This window comes from Pseudomonas sp. PHC1, assembly GCF_046487845.1.
Taxonomy (GTDB): Bacteria; Pseudomonadota; Gammaproteobacteria; order Pseudomonadales; family Pseudomonadaceae; genus Aquipseudomonas; species Aquipseudomonas sputi.
The window spans coordinates 68,557-84,159 of record NZ_JBJXHJ010000025.1 but is presented as its reverse complement, the minus strand read 5'-3'; the positions used below and the strand labels follow the sequence as shown (position 1 = coordinate 84,159).

The 15,603-nt window shown below is 60.8% G+C and carries 17 protein-coding genes; 6 read left to right on the top strand and 11 right to left on the bottom strand.

Annotation, left to right across the window (positions count from 1 at the left end):
- Window positions 1-188 precede the first annotated feature (188 nt).
- The 6 genes from ACKJSM_RS24925 to ACKJSM_RS24900 form a co-directional block, all read right to left on the bottom strand.
- Entirely contained in the window at window positions 189-1,328 is a 1,140-nt protein-coding gene (locus tag ACKJSM_RS24925; protein WP_236181687.1) for a merozoite surface protein 3b, read from the bottom strand.
- 49 nt (window positions 1,329-1,377) lie between these two features.
- Window positions 1,378-1,698 carry a hypothetical protein gene (locus ACKJSM_RS24920; protein WP_119426536.1) on the bottom strand — a complete coding sequence of 107 codons (321 nt, stop codon included), beginning with the start codon at window positions 1,696-1,698 and terminating at the stop codon, window positions 1,378-1,380.
- Between the two features lie 59 nt (window positions 1,699-1,757).
- Window positions 1,758-2,882: a DUF6384 family protein gene (locus tag ACKJSM_RS24915; protein ID WP_410239169.1), complete on the bottom strand. Its 1,125-nt coding sequence runs from the start codon at window positions 2,880-2,882 to the stop codon at window positions 1,758-1,760.
- A gap of 39 nt (window positions 2,883-2,921) precedes the next feature.
- Window positions 2,922-3,842: a DUF6384 family protein gene (locus ACKJSM_RS24910; protein WP_410239168.1), complete on the bottom strand. Its 921-nt coding sequence runs from the start codon at window positions 3,840-3,842 to the stop codon at window positions 2,922-2,924.
- 22 nt (window positions 3,843-3,864) lie between these two features.
- Window positions 3,865-4,989 carry a DUF6384 family protein gene (locus tag ACKJSM_RS24905; protein ID WP_410239167.1) on the bottom strand — a complete coding sequence of 375 codons (1,125 nt, stop codon included), beginning with the start codon at window positions 4,987-4,989 and terminating at the stop codon, window positions 3,865-3,867.
- A gap of 165 nt (window positions 4,990-5,154) precedes the next feature.
- Window positions 5,155-5,523, bottom strand: coding sequence for a hypothetical protein (locus tag ACKJSM_RS24900; RefSeq protein ID WP_236181683.1), 369 nt, complete (start codon window positions 5,521-5,523; stop codon window positions 5,155-5,157).
- Window positions 5,524-5,781: 258 nt separating this feature from the next.
- Here ACKJSM_RS24900 and ACKJSM_RS24895 point away from each other — a divergent pair, with 258 nt between their 5' ends.
- Genes ACKJSM_RS24895 through ACKJSM_RS24885 form a run of 3 tightly spaced genes read left to right on the top strand, consistent with a single transcriptional unit; the run spans window position 5,782 to window position 7,656 of the window.
- Window positions 5,782-6,171, top strand: a complete 390-nt coding sequence (locus ACKJSM_RS24895; protein WP_410239166.1) for a hypothetical protein — start codon at window positions 5,782-5,784, stop codon at window positions 6,169-6,171.
- A gap of 14 nt (window positions 6,172-6,185) precedes the next feature.
- Window positions 6,186-6,608, top strand: a complete 423-nt coding sequence (locus ACKJSM_RS24890; protein WP_410239165.1) for an HD domain-containing protein — start codon at window positions 6,186-6,188, stop codon at window positions 6,606-6,608.
- Between the two features lie 28 nt (window positions 6,609-6,636).
- Window positions 6,637-7,656 carry an AbrB family transcriptional regulator gene (locus ACKJSM_RS24885; protein WP_410239164.1) on the top strand — a complete coding sequence of 340 codons (1,020 nt, stop codon included), beginning with the start codon at window positions 6,637-6,639 and terminating at the stop codon, window positions 7,654-7,656.
- 30 nt (window positions 7,657-7,686) lie between these two features.
- Here the strand turns inward: ACKJSM_RS24885 and ACKJSM_RS24880 are convergent, their stop codons facing one another.
- On the bottom strand, window positions 7,687-8,370 hold the full coding sequence (locus ACKJSM_RS24880; protein ID WP_410239163.1) for a hypothetical protein: 684 nt from the start codon (window positions 8,368-8,370) through the stop codon (window positions 7,687-7,689).
- 90 nt (window positions 8,371-8,460) lie between these two features.
- On the opposite strand from ACKJSM_RS24880, the gene ACKJSM_RS24875 reads away from it, so the two are divergent.
- Window positions 8,461-8,901: a hypothetical protein gene (locus tag ACKJSM_RS24875; RefSeq protein ID WP_410239162.1), complete on the top strand. Its 441-nt coding sequence runs from the start codon at window positions 8,461-8,463 to the stop codon at window positions 8,899-8,901.
- Here the strand turns inward: ACKJSM_RS24875 and ACKJSM_RS24870 are convergent.
- Genes ACKJSM_RS24870 through ACKJSM_RS24860 form a run of 3 tightly spaced genes read right to left on the bottom strand, consistent with a single transcriptional unit; the run spans window position 8,886 to window position 12,544 of the window.
- Window positions 8,886-9,911 (bottom strand): DUF2955 domain-containing protein, encoded by a 1,026-nt coding sequence (locus ACKJSM_RS24870; protein ID WP_339490047.1) that lies wholly within the window; start codon window positions 9,909-9,911, stop codon window positions 8,886-8,888. The genes ACKJSM_RS24875 and ACKJSM_RS24870 overlap by 16 nt on opposite strands.
- Window positions 9,901-10,998, bottom strand: coding sequence for an HlyD family secretion protein (locus tag ACKJSM_RS24865; protein WP_236182944.1), 1,098 nt, complete (start codon window positions 10,996-10,998; stop codon window positions 9,901-9,903). The genes ACKJSM_RS24870 and ACKJSM_RS24865 overlap by 11 nt, the downstream gene beginning before the upstream one ends.
- Window positions 10,991-12,544 (bottom strand): TolC family protein, encoded by a 1,554-nt coding sequence (locus tag ACKJSM_RS24860; protein WP_410239161.1) that lies wholly within the window; start codon window positions 12,542-12,544, stop codon window positions 10,991-10,993. Before ACKJSM_RS24860 ends, ACKJSM_RS24865 begins: the two co-directional genes overlap by 8 nt.
- A gap of 130 nt (window positions 12,545-12,674) precedes the next feature.
- Between ACKJSM_RS24860 and ACKJSM_RS24855 the strand changes: the two genes are divergently transcribed.
- Together ACKJSM_RS24855 and ACKJSM_RS24850 are read left to right on the top strand one after the other, a co-directional pair.
- Window positions 12,675-13,190, top strand: a complete 516-nt coding sequence (locus ACKJSM_RS24855; RefSeq protein ID WP_236182942.1) for a transporter suffix domain-containing protein — start codon at window positions 12,675-12,677, stop codon at window positions 13,188-13,190.
- Between the two features lie 269 nt (window positions 13,191-13,459).
- On the top strand, window positions 13,460-14,245 hold the full coding sequence (locus ACKJSM_RS24850; RefSeq protein WP_236182941.1) for a DeoR/GlpR family DNA-binding transcription regulator: 786 nt from the start codon (window positions 13,460-13,462) through the stop codon (window positions 14,243-14,245).
- A 49-nt stretch (window positions 14,246-14,294) separates the two neighbouring features.
- Here ACKJSM_RS24850 and ACKJSM_RS24845 read toward each other — a convergent pair whose 3' ends face one another.
- Window positions 14,295-15,578 (bottom strand): NAD(P)/FAD-dependent oxidoreductase, encoded by a 1,284-nt coding sequence (locus ACKJSM_RS24845; protein ID WP_410239160.1) that lies wholly within the window; start codon window positions 15,576-15,578, stop codon window positions 14,295-14,297.
- Window positions 15,579-15,603 lie beyond the last annotated feature (25 nt).

Here is a 15,603-nt window from a genome sequence, read left to right as displayed (position 1 = left end):
CTACGCCTTTTAGCCGTTTCCATTACGTCCTCCTGAAAATAGATCAGAAGGTGTAAACCTTATTCAGGACGGGACACCCAAATGCAAAAAGGGACACCTGAGGGTGTCCCTTTTTAATATGCGTAAACCTTCAACGTGCTTGAACGCCGATGCCTGAGCGGGCATCGGCGTTTTTTGCATTGGAGACGTCAGGCCGCCTTGCTCAGCAGCGCTGCAAACTTGCGCTTGGCATCTTCCACGGCATCGGCAATGTCACGGGCGGCATTGCTTGATTCGGCGCGGTAGCTGTCGGTCAAGCTCTGCATGTCGGTCTGGAAGCTCAGGGTCGCATCGGCAAGTGCGCGAACCGAATCGACCTTGATGGTCGAGCCGTAACTGGCTTTGACCGCCGCTTCAATCTGTTGATTGCCGGCAGAGCCCAGCGTTTCGAGCCCTTTGCTGATGCCTTCGGTGGTGGCGTTGAGTGTGTGGGTCGCTTCGGCCAGGCCGCTGTTGCTGGTGAAGGATACGGCGAGGCCGGTCAGTACCACTTCGTTGGTGGAAAAGAACGAGACCATGCGCTGATACTGGCGCTCCTTGATTACATGCACCTGATTGATCCGGGCAAACACCATTTCAGCAGTGTTGTACCCGACCTTCAAATCATCGGCAATGTCCTTGACGATCTGGTAGCGCTTGTCTTCATCCTGCAAGGCACGTACGGCTTCATCGCGTTGCAGCTCCAGACTGGCGCGCCGGGCCGGCTCGGAAGTCTCGGCAGCGGAGACCAGAGCACTGGCGTCGTTCAGCGCTTGAGTGCGTTGCTCCAGCGCTTTGCCGGCCACTGCCAGAACTTGCTGGGCGTCGACTTCGGCGGCTTTCATTGCCATCCGGAAATCCATGTACGCCTCAAGTACCACGCTTTCCCGGGCAATCTGGTCATTGGCCGATTTGCACACCTGCAAGTAGCTTTCGCGGATGTCATTGAAGCGGCTGGGAATCGAGCCGCGGCGCAGGTTCATCCAGTTCAGCTTGAGTTTTTCCAGGGTGTCGAGGCGGCCGTCGTCCATCCATTCGGCCATGGACGAAGCGTCTTCACGGATCGAGGTGAAGCGCTGGGTGATGTCCATGAAGCGCGTGGAAATGTCCATGCCTTCAATCTGCTCGCGGACCATGCTGTTGAACGCGGTCGACTGCTGCAGTACTGAAGCGATGGCGGTGACTTTGCTGTTGTCGTACTGAGCGACGCGGTCGAGCAGGACCAGCACTGGTGCATCGTGAACCGGTTGAAACAGGTTGATGCCGATCGTGCGCAGACCCGTGAGTGCCCGTTCGAGGTAGTTGGTCATCGAGTGTCCTTACGTGGTGTCGTCTGTTCTGGGGGGGCAAAGATAATGCTCAGCGGGCAGGCTTGCCGTGCAGCTCTTCATTGCGCGCCTGCATCGCCAGCAGCATCAGCTCGTTCTGGCGATTGCCAGCGTAGTTGATGCGTTTGGCCAGCAGGCCGTCGAGCCAGCGCTGGAAAAAGCCGAACGCGTATTGGTCGGTGCCATAGGCTCGATCGCGCAGGAAGACATAGGCTTCGTTTTCACTGTAGGCGCGCAGTTTTTCCCTGCATTCCTGGCGGATGTCTTCGTAGTCTTTGGCACTGTGGGCCGGCGTCTGTCTGGCGGTCGATTGACTGGTCGATGACGCCTTGTTCTGGGTGGTTGAGGTCATTGCTGTACCTGTTGAGTCGCGGGTCAAGGGAGGAAATTGCAGGCTGAAAGTCGGCCTGGTCAATACAGCGACCAATAGCCTGCTGCCCTGAGTTTTTGTCGTGTCTGAGTGATTTTTTTCTCGGCGGCGTTCGAGTCGCCCTTGTTCAGGTCGGTTTCGATTTCCTGCAGGCGCGACTGCAAGGATTCGCGTAGTTCCGCTGGAAATTCCTTACGTTCAATCCGTGCCCGCAAGCCCTGGAAGCGGCTGGTCTGCAACTCCAACAGGCTGGTATCGCCGAACAGATCACGCGACAGCTCCCAGTAAGCGGCATTCGCCGCCCCCTGATCGTCATCCATGTTTTTCAGCGCCAGATCAATCTCGGCCAAGCGTTCATCGAGGTTGCTCGACTGGGCAATGGCGGCGGCACGTTTCGGATCTTTCAGTAATTCCTGGACCTTTCGGCGTGTGCCGAGAATACCGCTGGCGCGCTGGATGTCTTTGTCGGCCGCGTAGGTGTCCCGATTCAATTGCAGACGTTGCCGCTCAAGGTCGTTGATCTGCGAGTCCAGGGCCAGGACGTTATCGCGGGTGACTTGGGTGTTACTGCTGATACCGGTCTGCAGGCCGCGAGCCGGGAGTTTCTGTTCGGCACGCTGGAGCAGGCGGGTCGCGGTTTCGTCCGGCAGTTGTGCGTTTTCGTGCTGAACCTTTGCCAGCAGCGTCCGAAGCTTCTCAACCTCTGTGTTCTGATCGCGCAGACTGCCGGACAAATTATGCGCAGCTAATTTGACTTCAATAAGCTTCAGGTCGTCCCCGCCGGAAGCCCACTGCTTTTGCAACAGCAGGCCGCCCCCGAGTACGACTCCCAACAGCAGCAGGATCCCGAACCTAGGCAGCAGGCGTCGAATGCGACCGGCCAGCATCTGCCGATCAACCAGCGTCCTGATCAGCCACGAGTCGACAGGATGGGTTGGCGGCGCCTCGAGAATCAAGCGCCGGGCAAAGAATTGATGCGCGCCCTGTTCGATCAGGTCGTCGTCCACGGGCAGGTCCTGGCTCAGGTAATAGGCACGGATGCGCTCGGCGATCTCTGCGCGGCGGCGAGGCAGGTCGAGGTGCTCCTGGACCTGCTTGCGCTGATACCGCAGTTCGTCGATCAGGGCTACGACCTTCATTTGTTCCGAGAGTGAAATGTTGCGCATCAGGAGTCCTTTCGTGGGGGGGGGCAGGCAGTCGGTGGTTTATAGACTGAGGCCAAACAGCTCATCGTCGATATCGCGGAACGTGGAGAACGCATCGCCGTAAGTCTTCTCGTTGTTGATGCGCTCAAGCTGTTGCCCGAGCAGGGTCAGTCGCTGTTTCAGACTGCTGGACTGTTCGATCCTGGCGACATTCTTCGGGTCCTGGCGGATGTCACGCAGGGTCTGGCGCATCCAGATGATTGCACCGGCATACTTCATGTCGATGTAGATCTGTTCAGAGTCGGCGTCGAACCGCCATTGCTGCGCGTTGAGTGCCATGACCTGCGATTCCATCAGGTCCAGATTGTCTTTGGTGATTTTTATATCCACCCCGAGATCCTTGCGAAAAGCGCTGGCGGGCACTCTGGACTGCGCATGCTGGAGCAAACGGCCGACGTTCGCGTTCGGGTGCTCGGCGTTGCTCTTGCGCAACACCGCTAGACGTTTGGTGATTGACTGCATTTTCTCGTTCAACTGGAAACTTCTGTCGCGCAACGTCCCGGCATTTTTGACGACGCCGTCAACTCTCCCGGCATCCTTGTAGTGGTGAGTCGCCCACAGGGTCAGCGCGCTGGATAACAGGATCAGCAGCATGAGCGGCCACCGGCGTCTGTTTGCCGGTTTGACGCTCGCCGGCGAAGCGCCGCGGCGGCAGAGCCACTTGACCAGCCACGCATCGAACCCGTTGAGCGCCGGTGTTTCCAGCACCAATCGATGGGCGAAAAATTGCCGCACACCCTGTTCGATCAGTTTGTCATCGAACTCGATGGCGTTGCTGATGTAGTAGGCGCGGATGCGCTCGGCGATGTCCGCGCGGCGGCTGGGCAGGTCCAGATGATCCTGAATCTGCTTTTGCTCATGGCGCAATTTGTCGATGAACGCCATCGCCGTCAGTTGCTCGGAGAGTGCGGTGCTGCTCATGGGGGGTGTCCTTTTCAATCTGTCATTCTCCCGAACCACCCCAGCGGCGCCAGTAGCCTGCATCTTTCATCGAGCTGATCAGATGATTGATTTTTCGCTCGGCGGCCGTCGAGTCACCGGCTTTCAGGACCTGGTGGATGACTTCGACTTTTCTGCGCAACTGGGTTCGGATTTCATCCGGTACCCAGCGGGAGGTGATGCGCTCTTTCAGCGAGCGGTAGCGCTTCGACTGCAGTTTGAGCATGTCTTGTTCATAGTCCCAGAGATCGCTACGCAGATCGTTGTACGCATCTTGTGCATCCTGGTGACTGTCGTAGTCATTGACTTGCTTGAGCAACTGGTCGATTTCCGCCAGGCGCTGGTCCAGATTGCTGGAGTGGGCAATCCCGAGTGCAAACTGCGGGTCTTGCAGCATTGTTTCAAGGTCATTGCGAGTGTCGAGGATACGTCGGGCGTACTTCACGTTGTTTTCAACATCGCTCAGAGACCGGTTGATCGCATACCGGCCCTCCTCGAGTTCTTTGACGCGAGTATCGATCGCGGCTGCGTTTGCCGATGTGACGGGTTCGGAAAGGCCGATAGACGTGCGCACGTCGGTAGCCGGCAACGCACTTCGGGCGCGCTGCAGCAATACGCTGGCGTGCGGGTCCGGTTGTTCGGCCAGCCTTCGAGCCAGGGCCTCTACGGCGCCACGCTGCTTGTCCACTTCCAGGAACAGCTTTTTGCGATCATCGCGGACCATCGCGGCGGCGGTGCTGACCTTGCGCACTTCGGCCGGACTGTAAACCGTCGGGCTGGTGAATTTGTAGACCGCGAAGGCAATGACCAACAGCACCAGGGCAGAGGTTCGCAGCGTTTTGAACACACTGGAACGCCGGACTAACAAGTTGACCAGCCAGGTGTCGATGGCACCCGTGGGCGGTATTTCCAGCAGCAGGCGACGCGCAAACACCTGACGCACGCCTTGCTCGATCAGGTTGTCGTCGAATGCGATGTTGTGGTTCTGGTAATAGGTGCGAATTTGCTCGGCAATTTCGGCTCGGCGTCGCGGCAGGTCGAGGTGTTCCTGAACCTGTTTGCGCTGATGGCGCAACTCATCGACCAAGGCCATTGCGCCCATCTGTTCGGAGAGTGGAATACTGCTCATCGGTGTCCTTTCCAGGTTGAGGCGTCATGCAGGGCAAGCATGGCGGGGGAGTATACCGGGGCGGTCAATCCCGAGTGCCCGCCTCGTGCCAGAGGCAGGCAAACATCATTCTCGAGATGACCGGACCGGAGTGACTCCTGGTGGCTGCGGCGTCAGCGGCAACCTTCAGCCATTGGTCGTGGCTCTGCAGTCTCTGCGCATCTCATCGTTTTTGATGTTCTGGCAGCCACCCCGACCTTGTTGGGCCCTGCACAAGTTACGCAGGTCATCGTCGTGAATGTTCGCGCAGCTGTCGATGCCTCTCTTGCCTTTGCAGAGATTGCGCTGATCATCGTCTCGGATGTTCCCACAGCTATCGCTACCCTCGGCTTCAGATTTGCAGGCGTTGCGCATGTCATCATTTTTGATGTTCTGGCAGCCCCCCCAGCCTTCCTTGGCCTTGCAATAGTTGCGTTGGTCATCGTCCTTGATGTTTTCACAACCGGCGTGCGCGTAGCCGCTCAACATCAATAACATCACGAGAATCAGTCTCATCGGGGGGGCTTCCATGATTGTCAGGAAACAGCCTGACGCTGGGGGGGGGGCCGTATGTCTGAGGACAAACAGCGATATCGCATTGACATCATTTTAAAGAAAAGTTCATGGACGGCCTATGTGCAGGGCGGAAATTTTGGAGCGTCTCCGGACGTTGATGGGGGCGGTTCAGTTGATTTTTGATTTGCCATGGCGGGGTGAATCCGTGAAGGTATACATGAAACAGTTTGTAACGCCTCGCCAGGGATGGACCCGCGCATGATTCAGATCGGCAGCCGCAATAACGCACCCACGCCGCAGCACAAAACCCAGGACATCTACATCTTCAGCATCGACCTGTCCCGACCGGCGACGCCGTTCTGCTTCGAGCAATCGATTGGCGGCGGGCATGTCGAGCAGGGCGGTGCGCGGTGGTTGGCGCTGGATGAGCTGGATGGCTGGCCCGGTGAATGGCGGGAGCATTTGAAGAAGGCCGGTTGTGCCTGGGTGGCCGAGTTGATGGACGCGCATTCGGGGGAGAGCCAGGCTGATCTGGTCTCACTGATCCTCCAGCGATACGCCGAGCCGACGCAGCCAGCCGGGCGTTTGCAGGCGATTGGGCGCTGGTTCAAGCGTCACTTCTATATTGGCGGCCGGTACGGCGTCTGACCCGAGGAAACCCCATGACCCAGACACTGGAACGCGCCATCGCGATTGCTGCCACGGCCCACGCGGGGCAGGTGGACAAGGGCGGTGCGCCGTACATTTTGCATCCGCTGAAGGTCATGTTGCGCATGAGCAGCCTGGAAGAACGCATCGTCGCGGTGCTGCACGATGTGGTCGAGGACTGCGGCATCAGCTTGGAGGATTTGCGCAAGGAAGGCTTCAGCGAGGCCGTTTTGTCCGCCATCGAATCGGTGACCAAAATGCCGGGCGAGTCCTACGAGGACTTCGTCGAGCGGGCGGCGCAGAACCCGATCGGGCGGGTGGTGAAATTGGCGGATCTGGAAGAGAACAGCGATCTGTCGCGGATTGCCTCGCCGAGCTGGGAGGATCTGGAGCGGGTCGAAAAATATCGGCGGGCGATTGGACGGTTGCGCGCCTGACTCAAATTGAATAGCCAGGAAGGCGACCATGAAATCCATTCTGTGTTTGTTGATTGCTGCCGGGTTCGGCGTGCTGTTGCAGTTCGAAGGTGTGCCCCACGGGTTGCTGTTGGGCTCAATCCTTGTCACCGCCCTTGTCGTCACCAAATTCGGCATCGCGCCGGCGACGCCTTATGGCTTGGGTTACATCCAGGTCACGCTGGGCATCGCCACCGGGCTGATGTTCGAAGCCTGGGACAGCGCGACGGTCTCAACGATGTTGCCGAGCCTCGGCGTATTGCTGCTGTGCCTGGCCGTGCAAGTGGCGCTGGCCGCCTGGTGGCTGTCGCGCGGGGCAGGGTGGAATCGCACGGATGCCTTGCTGGCGGTGTATCCGGGCGCGCTGGCGGCGGTGTTCGATTTGTTGGAGTCGCATCAGGCGTCGAGCAAGGTGATCATCGTGCACTTGATGCGCCTGCTGTTGATTACAGTGCTGGTGAGTTTGCTGATTCCCGGAACGGCGCCGGTTGCAGTGGCCGAAGTCGAGCCGCTGTCCACGGGCATGGCGCTGACCGTGCTGTCGGTGATCGGTTTGAGCGTGGTGGTCGGGCGTTTGCTGCTGGCCGTTGGCGTGCCGGCGCCGTTCATGTTGACAGCAATCATCATCACCGCCGTGTTCGTGAAATCAGGATGGCTGCACGGCTTTCACATGCCGGACTGGAGTTTGAATCTGGCAGCACTGATTCTCGGTGTGCGAATCGGCTCACGATTCCAGGGCTTGGGCCTCGCGGAACTGGGACGTCATGGCCGCACGGCGTTGGTGTCGGTGGGTTTGATGATTCTGGTAGCGGCGGTTTTTGCACTGGCCGCCGCACGGGTGCTGGGCAGCGATGCGTTGTCGCTGTGGCTGGCCTACATGCCGGGGGCCATCGAAACCATCGCGATTGTGGCGTTCGCGGGCGGGCTGAATGTGGTGTTTATCCTCACTCACCATCTGGCGCGAATGGTGTTGCTGCACTTTGCGCCGGCGTTGTTGGTGCAGGTTCGGCGGGTGCGGGAAGACGTCTGACGGGAGACGTGAATGGCTGTCCTTCAGGGTTCAACATCCGTCGACATACATCAGCGCTAACTGTTCAATCCACTCGGTAGGGGCCTGGAATCTTGCAAAGTACGCTTGTTTCTCAGCGTCACCGAGTCGGATGAAATACGGAAGAAAGTAGTTGTCGTTATAGAAACTCTGCGTGCCCTGGATATTGCCGCCCCACCACGACGCGGGGTAATCGTCGAAAGCAATCCAGGGCGGAGGCACGCAAAAGGTCTGATTTCCAAGGCTACTCAGAAACTCGACGCTGTTGGTCAAGATACGAATGGTCAGCGCGTTGAACTCGGTGGTGGAGGGGAAGTAAATCAACAGCTCTTGTTTCGTGACATCTTCATATTCAAAAGCGGTCAGGTCTTTGAATCTGCGCTCGTCGATCTTTTGGAAATGTGATTCCACCAGTCGCTGAAACTTGCAAAGGTCATCGGCGACCATCAGAAGGGAGCTGTAATAAGCATTGATCCCGGACGCTGCTACAGATACCACCGTCGATAGTTTCGGCAGGCTGGCGCTTGGTAACGGTGAGGCGAATCGGGTCTTGAGCGCTTGCTCGCTGTAACCGGCAAAAAGCTTTCGTCTTGCGGGTTTCACGAAAGCCATGATTCGGCTAAGTAGTTTCATCGGGATGCGGGACACAAAGATTGGCGTGTCGGGATGGTACCCAACAAGCGGAGTGTGAACCATTGATGCGTTCGCCCGGAGTTGTGAACCCCCGTGAACTACACTCCCAGATTACCCCGCCCCACAGGCAACCCCGCCGCGTCGGAGGTCATCATGTTCCGCCATTCACTGTTCATCGCAGCGTGCCTGTGCGCCACACAGGCCAGCGCTGAATCCGTCGTCCCGCTCAAGGGCCAGACCTCTCAACAAACCCAGATCGACATCAACGACTGCCACTCCATCGCGTCCACCTCAACCACGTCGACACCGCAAGCCGGCGGTCGGTTGAAGGGCGCCGCAGTGGGTGCCGCGGCCGGCGCCACCGCCGCTGAGGTGCGCGGGCGTCAGCACGACGAGTTCTACGAAGCCGTGGACGATGACCGCAAGCAGGATTACCGCCAGGACCGCGCCAAGCAGACCGCTGCGGCGGGTGCGGTGGTTGGCGGTGCGCGGCAGCGGCAGGATCGGCGTGAGCAACGGCGGACCGATGCTTTAGCCAGTTCAAGCGCCTACACCGGTTGCCTGCAAGGGCGGGGTTATCAGGTCACGCCCTGACGGTTTTCCCGGTGCGCGACGAGCAGGTGCATCATCACACCGCTGTAGAGCGTCACCAGAATGAACAACCCCATGCGCACCGCGAAGGCGGTGTAGACGTCTTTGCCCGCTGCGCTGTCTTCCACCGATTGGCCGAGCAGGATGATCATGGTGATCAGGGTGTTGAGCCAGAACCCCGGCGTCAGTTGCGTCGGGTGCAGTCGATAGAGTTTGCGCGCCACCAACAGCCCGAACAGCAGCATCCACAGAAAGAACATCCACAGGTGCACGAACAGGCTCAGCGCGCACCAGAACAACACCGCCAGCAGCCCGCCGAGCAAGGTCGAGCCGAGCAGTTCGCGCCCGGCGTGATGCGTGCGGGTGGTGGTGCTCTGCTGGCCGAGGCTGACGGCTTTGAGGATGATCGGCAGGTAGCTGGCCGGGTCGATCAGTACCAGCAGAAAGGTCGGCAGCACGATCAATGTTGCGCGTAACGCCACGCGGGGCACGTCTTCGGCGGGCAGGGTGGGGGCGGGTGGTGGCGCCGGGCTGTTGGCCGGTTCCGGGAACAGGACGTGGCTCAGGCCGACGATGACGACGGCCAGCAACAGGCCTTTGACCAGCGCGCCGATCACCGCCATCGCCAGTTCGAATGAGGCAAAACCGGCGGCGGAGATCATGGTCATGCCGATCACCAGAAACGTCATGATCAGCACGTTGCCGCCGCGCAAGCCGTAAGTGAACACCAGAAACAGGCCGACACCGATCAGCAGCACGCCACACACCGGGTAATAGCGCAGCAACGGCACCAGCAACAGGCCGAGACTGGTGGTGAGCGCGGCGACCAGCGTCAGCACCAACGCCGTTTTGGCGGGCAATGGCCGGGGCATGCTCGCCAGCAGCAACACCGCTAATACCGGCGACAGAAACGACAGCGGCAAGGCGAGGCCGTAACTGGCGGCAGTGCACAACGCCGTGCCGCAGGCCAGGCGCAGGGCCCGTTGCGCCGGGACGCTGCGTTCAATAGGCATACGACAGCCAGCTCATCAACCAGACAAACATCCGCCCGAGTGGATTGAGCAGATTGCCCTCGCTGGGAAACGCCATGACTTCCGCCTGCCCGCCGGCACGGATCGAACGGCTCTCGAACAGTCGCTTTTTAGCTTCTTCGCTGAACTCGATGATCACCGGAAAACGCTGCGCCGGACGCAGCCAGTCGCGGCTGTTCTGGATCGTTGGCAGGGTGCCGGGCGGTGGAGTCTGGCCGACGCTGACGCCATAGCCGACGCTGCGCACTCGGCCGTCGAGCACTTCGCCGGGCAGGGCGTCGAGGATGATCGACACCGGCGTGCCGGGCTTGATCCGGCCGAGGTTGTTCTCGGTGAGGTCGGCGCTGATCCACACGTCCTGGATCGTGATCAGGGTCATTACCGGACTGCCGGCAGCGGCGAACTGGCCGACGTCGGTACGCAGGTCGGTAATCAGTCCCGCCGAACGCGCGCCGATGCGGGTGTTGGCCAGATCCAGTTCAGCCTTCGCCAGTGTGGCGGCGGCGCTGAGCAGTTTGGCGTTGGTGTCGGTGTTGCCGCCTTCCTGCTCCTGGGCGCGCAGCACTTCGGCCCGGGCGGCGGCGACCTTGCTGACCGCCGCTTCGTGGTTGGCCCGGGACACTTCCAGAAGCCGTACCGAAACGGTGCCCGGATCTTCTTTATACAAGCCTTCAAGCCGCCGATTGTCCTGGCGCGCCTTGAGTTCATTGGCCTGGGCTGCCCGCAACGACGCCTGAGCCGAAGCGATGCCCGCGGTGCTGGCGCCGACCGTGCGTCGGGTGTTTTCCAGATCGGCGCGGGCCCGGTCGACGGCGATCTGCAGCGGCTGCGGATCGAGCTCGAAGAGGATGTCGCCGGCCTGCACGTCCTGATTGTTGCGCACGTTGACCTTGATCACCCGGCCCGCGACTTCCGCCGCCACCGGGATTACGAACGCGCCGACCCGCGCCTGCTGGGTGTAGGGCGTAAAGCGGTCGGCCAGCAGATACCAGACCAGGCTCAGCACAATCACCAGCAGCACCCAGCGGATGCCTTTTTTCGCCGGATCCGGCGGCGCTTCATCACTCATGGCGGTCTACCTGCGAGGGAATCGGATAGGTCGGTGGGGGCGGCGGGGCGCTCAGCAGATCGCCCCAATCGGTGCGTTGCTGCATGTGCTGGCGGGTCGCTGAATCAATCTGCGGCCCGGCGCTTTGCCAGCCACCGCCCACGGCGCGGTAAAGCGCGATCAGATTGCTCACGGCGTTGCTGCGGCTGACCAGATAGTTGTCCTGTAGCTCCAGCAATGCACGCTGGGCGTCGAGCACCCGCTGAAAGTCCGAATAGCCTTCGCGATATTGGGTGTTGGCCAGCACCAGCGATCGCCGCGCCGCGCCTTCGGCCTCGCCCAGAATGCGTTCGCGCTCCAGCGCTTTGGTCAGGCCGCTGGCGGCGTCGTCGGCCTCGCGGGCGGCCTGACGGACTTTGTCGCGATAGGCTTCGATCAGTTGCTGCAAGCGCGCATCCTGCACGCGGATGTTGTTGTGGATGCGACCGTAATCGAACAGGTTCCAACGCAGGCTCGGGCCGCCGATCAGGTCGAGGCTGCGCGGGGTGGCGCCGAGGGTGTCGCTGGACCAGACGATGCTGCCGAGCAAAGTCAGCGAGGGATACAGATCGGTCTCGGCCACGCCGACCAGCGCCGACTGCGCGGCAACGTTCAACTCCGCCGCGCGCACGTCGGGACGGCGCAGCAGCAGGTTGGCCGGGACATCCTGCAACACGGCACGATCCACCAGCGGAATCAGCCCCGGTTGTTCCGCCAGAAACGCCGCGCCACCGGGCGGCTGGCCGACCAGCACGGCCAGCGCATTGCGGGTCCGCAGCAATTGGTCTTCGAACGCCGGAATACTGCTCAGGGTGCCGAGGTATTGGGTCCTGGCCTGTTGCAGGTCGAGTTCGGCGGTCTGGCCGCTGCGAAAGAGTTTTTCGGTGATCTCGAAATTGCGCTTTTGCTGAGCGGCGTTTTCCCGGGCGACCCGTAGCCGGGCTTCCGTGGTGCGCAGGGCAAAGTAGGTGTCGGCCACTTGAGCGCGTAGCAAAACGAGGGCGTCTTCGTAGTTGGCCTGGGCGGCGAAGTAGCTGGCGTCGGCGGACTCGATGGCGCGACTGAAGCGACCCCAGAAATCCAGCTCCCAGCCGACATCGAACGCGGCGCTGTGCTGCCAGAAGTGCAAGTCCTGCGGGTTGCTGCCGCCGGACTGGCGGCGGTCGATGTACAGGCTGTCCGCGCTGGCCTGTTGCAGTTGCGGATAGCGACCGCTGTCGGCGATGCCCAATTGCGCGCGGGCTTCGAGGACTCGCAGGCCGGCGATTTTCAGGCTGCTGTTGCGGGCTTCGGCGTCGCTGATCAATCGGTCGAGCACCGGATCGGCAAACACCTGCCACCACTGGCGCAAATCCGGCAGCGTGCCGCGTTCGCTGGCCTGCTCCAATGCTGGACTTTGCCATTGCTTGCTCCAGGCCTCCGCCGGCGGCTGGAACTCCGGGCCCAGCCGCAGGCAGCCGCCAAGGCTCAGCGCACCGAGCAGCAGCAGGTGGCCGGGACGGATCAGCAGGGTTGGCGTTGCAAGCATACCGGGTGGTCCCAGCGGGAAATGTCACTGGAGCATAGACCGCCGATTGCGGGTTGATCGAAGCAATCAGCTGCTACGCTTTTTCAGACGAACGCCAACGAACCTGCTCCGGACAAATAGGTAGGAAACCATGGACACTGCTCAAGAACCACTTGCCCCCACCAGCGCCAACTGGCGTTTCAAGGTCGGCGTGGCAATCATCTGCCTGATGCTCGGTTCGTGGCTGATGGTGCCGATTGCCGCCGCCCTCGACGTGCCGGGCTCGAAAGTCGCGGCGCTGACCGGGGTGCTGTTCATCAGCAATAAAGTGCTGTTGTTGCTGGTGATCGCGGTGATGGGCAAGGCCGGCTTCGCCGAACTCAAGCGCACGATCGGCCGCTATATCTCCGGCGTGATTCCGACCCCGGTGGCCGAAGTCAGCCCGATGCGCCACAAGATCGGCGTGGTGATGTTCTGCCTGCCGCTGCTATCGTCCTTCCTGGAACCGTATTTCGACAATTTCTTCCCCGGTGTGCGGCCCAATCTCTGGCAGATGCAGGCGCTGGGCGACTTGATGTTCGTCGGCAGTTTCTTCGTGCTGGGCGGCAATTTCTGGGACAAGGTGCATGCACTGTTCGTGCGCAAGGCGCGGGTGGTGGCGGAATGATCGCCGATTGAGCATTGGTTTCGATCAGGCGTGCACGAGCGCAATGGCAAACGACACGACGACCATGCAGGCGAAAGCGAAATTGAGGTTCATGGGGTGTTCATCCTGGTCCATTTGAAAGTGAGGCCATTCTGCCGGGGGCGCGTCAAAAGAAAAAATTCGGCTTTGTGATTCCAATGATCGAAGCCATTGATACCCGCGTTGTGTTTGCCGGTTTGCCTGGTTAAGCTCGCACAAACCTGCAATTAAAAGCACAAACAGGCAAAACCATGCACGATCATTCCGTTTCCGAGCTGCCCTCCCTGCGCCGGCAGAAAATCCTTTTGATCCTCGAACGTGACGGCAAGGTCATGGCGTCCGAATTGAGTCAGCATTTTGCGGTGTCCGAAGACACCATCCGCCGCGATCTGGCCGAGCTGGACAACGCCGGGCTGGTGCAGCGGGTGCACGGCGGCGCGTTGCCGAGGCCCAAGGACACCGGCAAGGATTACTTCACCCGGCTCGACGAGATCGACGAGGTGAAGATTCGTCTGGCGCAGTTGGCGGCGCAGCAGGTACGGAGCGGGCAAACAGTGATGTTCGACTCCGGTTCCACCTCGTTGCAGGTGGCGCGCTCGTTGCCCAGGGACATCAGCCTCACGGCAGTCACGGCGTCACCGATGACGGCGATCGCGTTGTCCGAATACCCGGGCATCAAGGTGATTCTGGCGGGCGGGCAGTTGAATCCGAAAACCATGTCCGCTGGCGGTCATGAGGCGCTGCGGCTGCTGTCGGGGATCAAGGCCGATCTGGCGATCACCGGGGTTTGCGCGATTCATCCTGAGGTGGGCATCACCTCGCTGCACTTCGATGAAGTGCCGGTCAAGCAGGCGCTGCTCGACTGTGCGGCGCGAGTGATTGCCGTGACCACGGCGGACAAGCTCGGCGCGGTGGAACCGTTTGTGGTGGCGCCGTGCGAGCGCTTGCACACGCTGATTACCGAACGGCATGTGGCGTCGGGAAGCGTCGAGGATTACCGGCGGTTGGGGATTGAGGTGGAGCAGTTGCCCGACTGAGGTTTTGCAGCCAAAAAAGGCCCCATCACTGGCGATGGGGCCCGCTCGATCAGCGCAGTTTTTCCAGCATCTGGTAGTACCACATGCCCGCCGCCAGCATCGGATTCCCCAGCAGATCGCCCATCGGCACGCGAATGTGCGAGCACGCGGCGAACGTGTCGAACTGCTGCATCTGCCCGGTGATCGCCCGGCTCATGATTTCACCCATGATGTGGGTCGTGGCGATGCCGTGGCCGGAGTAGCCCTGGCAATACCAGACGTTGTCCGAGAGCTTGCCCAGTTGCGGGATGCGGTTGATGACGATGCCCATTGCGCAGCTCCACTGGTAATCGATCTTGACCCCTTTGAGCGCCGGGAAGGTCTGCTCGATGCACGGCCGCAGTTCGCCGGCGATGTCCCGTGAGTCCTTGCCGCTGTAGTTGGCGCCGCCGCCGAACAGCAGGCGCCCGTCGGCGGTGAGGCGGTAGTAGTCGAGGACGAAGCGGCAGTCGTAAACGGCGAGGTCTTCGGGGTTGATCTGCTTTGCCAGATCGCCCAGTGGTTCGGTGGTGACGATGCCGCCCATGGCCGGGAAGATCTTGCCCTTGAGCTGGCCCGGCTCGAGCTTGTGGTAGACGTCGCCGGCCAGCAGCACCTGATTGGCGTCGATCCGGCCGTGGGCGGTGCGCACGCCGGGACTGTCGCCGTGAATGATCTCCAGCACTTCGCTGTTTTCGAAGATCAGCGCGCCGAGGCTTTCCGCTGCTCGCGCTTCTCCGATGCACAGGTTGAGCGGGTGCAGGTGCATGTTGCGGGTGTTCTTGATCGCACCGTGATAAAGGTCGCTTTGCAACAGGTCACGCACCTGGCTGCGGTCGAGCAGGCTGACTTCATCGCCCATGCCACGGCGCACGGCTTCGTCGTAATCACTGCGCAAACCGGCCATGTGGCTCGGCTTGTAGGCCGCATGCAAATGGCCGTGCTTGAGGTCGCAATCAATCGCGTATTTCTCGACCCGTTGCTGGATGATTTCGTGCCCACGCCAGCGCAGGTGCCAGATGAAATCGTCGACCTCATCGCCCAAGGTGTTGCGCATCTGTTTGCGCATCGCGCCGTCGCCGGACAGGCTGCCGGTGACCTGCCCGCCGTTGCGCCCGGTGGCGCCCCAGCCGATCTTGTGGCTTTCGACGATGGCGACTTTCAGGCCTTTCTCGGCCAGTTCCACGGCCGTGGCGACGCCGGTGAAACCGCCGCCGATGATCACCACATCGACCTGGTGCCGGCCTTGCAGGGTCGGGTAGTCGGTGTCTTGGTTGAGGGTCGCGGTGTAGTAGGAATTGCTGCGTTCGGTCATGTCGGTATCCAAAGTAAAAACAGGG

Coding starts and splice junctions, on each gene's coding strand:
- ACKJSM_RS24845 (WP_410239160.1), bottom strand. CDS start 15,578: ATGACCGAACGCAGCAATTCCTACTACACCGCGACCCTCAACCAAGAC.
- ACKJSM_RS24885 (WP_410239164.1), top strand. CDS start 6,637: ATGAAATCCATTCTGTGTTTGTTGATTGCTGCCGGGTTCGGCGTGCTG.
- ACKJSM_RS24910 (WP_410239168.1), bottom strand. CDS start 3,842: ATGAGCAGCACCGCACTCTCCGAGCAACTGACGGCGATGGCGTTCATC.
- ACKJSM_RS24850 (WP_236182941.1), top strand. CDS start 13,460: ATGCACGATCATTCCGTTTCCGAGCTGCCCTCCCTGCGCCGGCAGAAA.
- ACKJSM_RS24900 (WP_236181683.1), bottom strand. CDS start 5,523: ATGAGACTGATTCTCGTGATGTTATTGATGTTGAGCGGCTACGCGCAC.
- ACKJSM_RS24865 (WP_236182944.1), bottom strand. CDS start 10,998: ATGAGTGATGAAGCGCCGCCGGATCCGGCGAAAAAAGGCATCCGCTGG.
- ACKJSM_RS24875 (WP_410239162.1), top strand. CDS start 8,461: ATGTTCCGCCATTCACTGTTCATCGCAGCGTGCCTGTGCGCCACACAG.
- ACKJSM_RS24870 (WP_339490047.1), bottom strand. CDS start 9,911: ATGCCTATTGAACGCAGCGTCCCGGCGCAACGGGCCCTGCGCCTGGCC.
- ACKJSM_RS24920 (WP_119426536.1), bottom strand. CDS start 1,698: ATGACCTCAACCACCCAGAACAAGGCGTCATCGACCAGTCAATCGACC.
- ACKJSM_RS24925 (WP_236181687.1), bottom strand. CDS start 1,328: ATGACCAACTACCTCGAACGGGCACTCACGGGTCTGCGCACGATCGGC.
- ACKJSM_RS24855 (WP_236182942.1), top strand. CDS start 12,675: ATGGACACTGCTCAAGAACCACTTGCCCCCACCAGCGCCAACTGGCGT.
- ACKJSM_RS24860 (WP_410239161.1), bottom strand. CDS start 12,544: ATGCTTGCAACGCCAACCCTGCTGATCCGTCCCGGCCACCTGCTGCTG.
- ACKJSM_RS24915 (WP_410239169.1), bottom strand. CDS start 2,882: ATGCGCAACATTTCACTCTCGGAACAAATGAAGGTCGTAGCCCTGATC.
- ACKJSM_RS24880 (WP_410239163.1), bottom strand. CDS start 8,370: ATGGTTCACACTCCGCTTGTTGGGTACCATCCCGACACGCCAATCTTT.
- ACKJSM_RS24905 (WP_410239167.1), bottom strand. CDS start 4,989: ATGAGCAGTATTCCACTCTCCGAACAGATGGGCGCAATGGCCTTGGTC.
- ACKJSM_RS24895 (WP_410239166.1), top strand. CDS start 5,782: ATGATTCAGATCGGCAGCCGCAATAACGCACCCACGCCGCAGCACAAA.
- ACKJSM_RS24890 (WP_410239165.1), top strand. CDS start 6,186: ATGACCCAGACACTGGAACGCGCCATCGCGATTGCTGCCACGGCCCAC.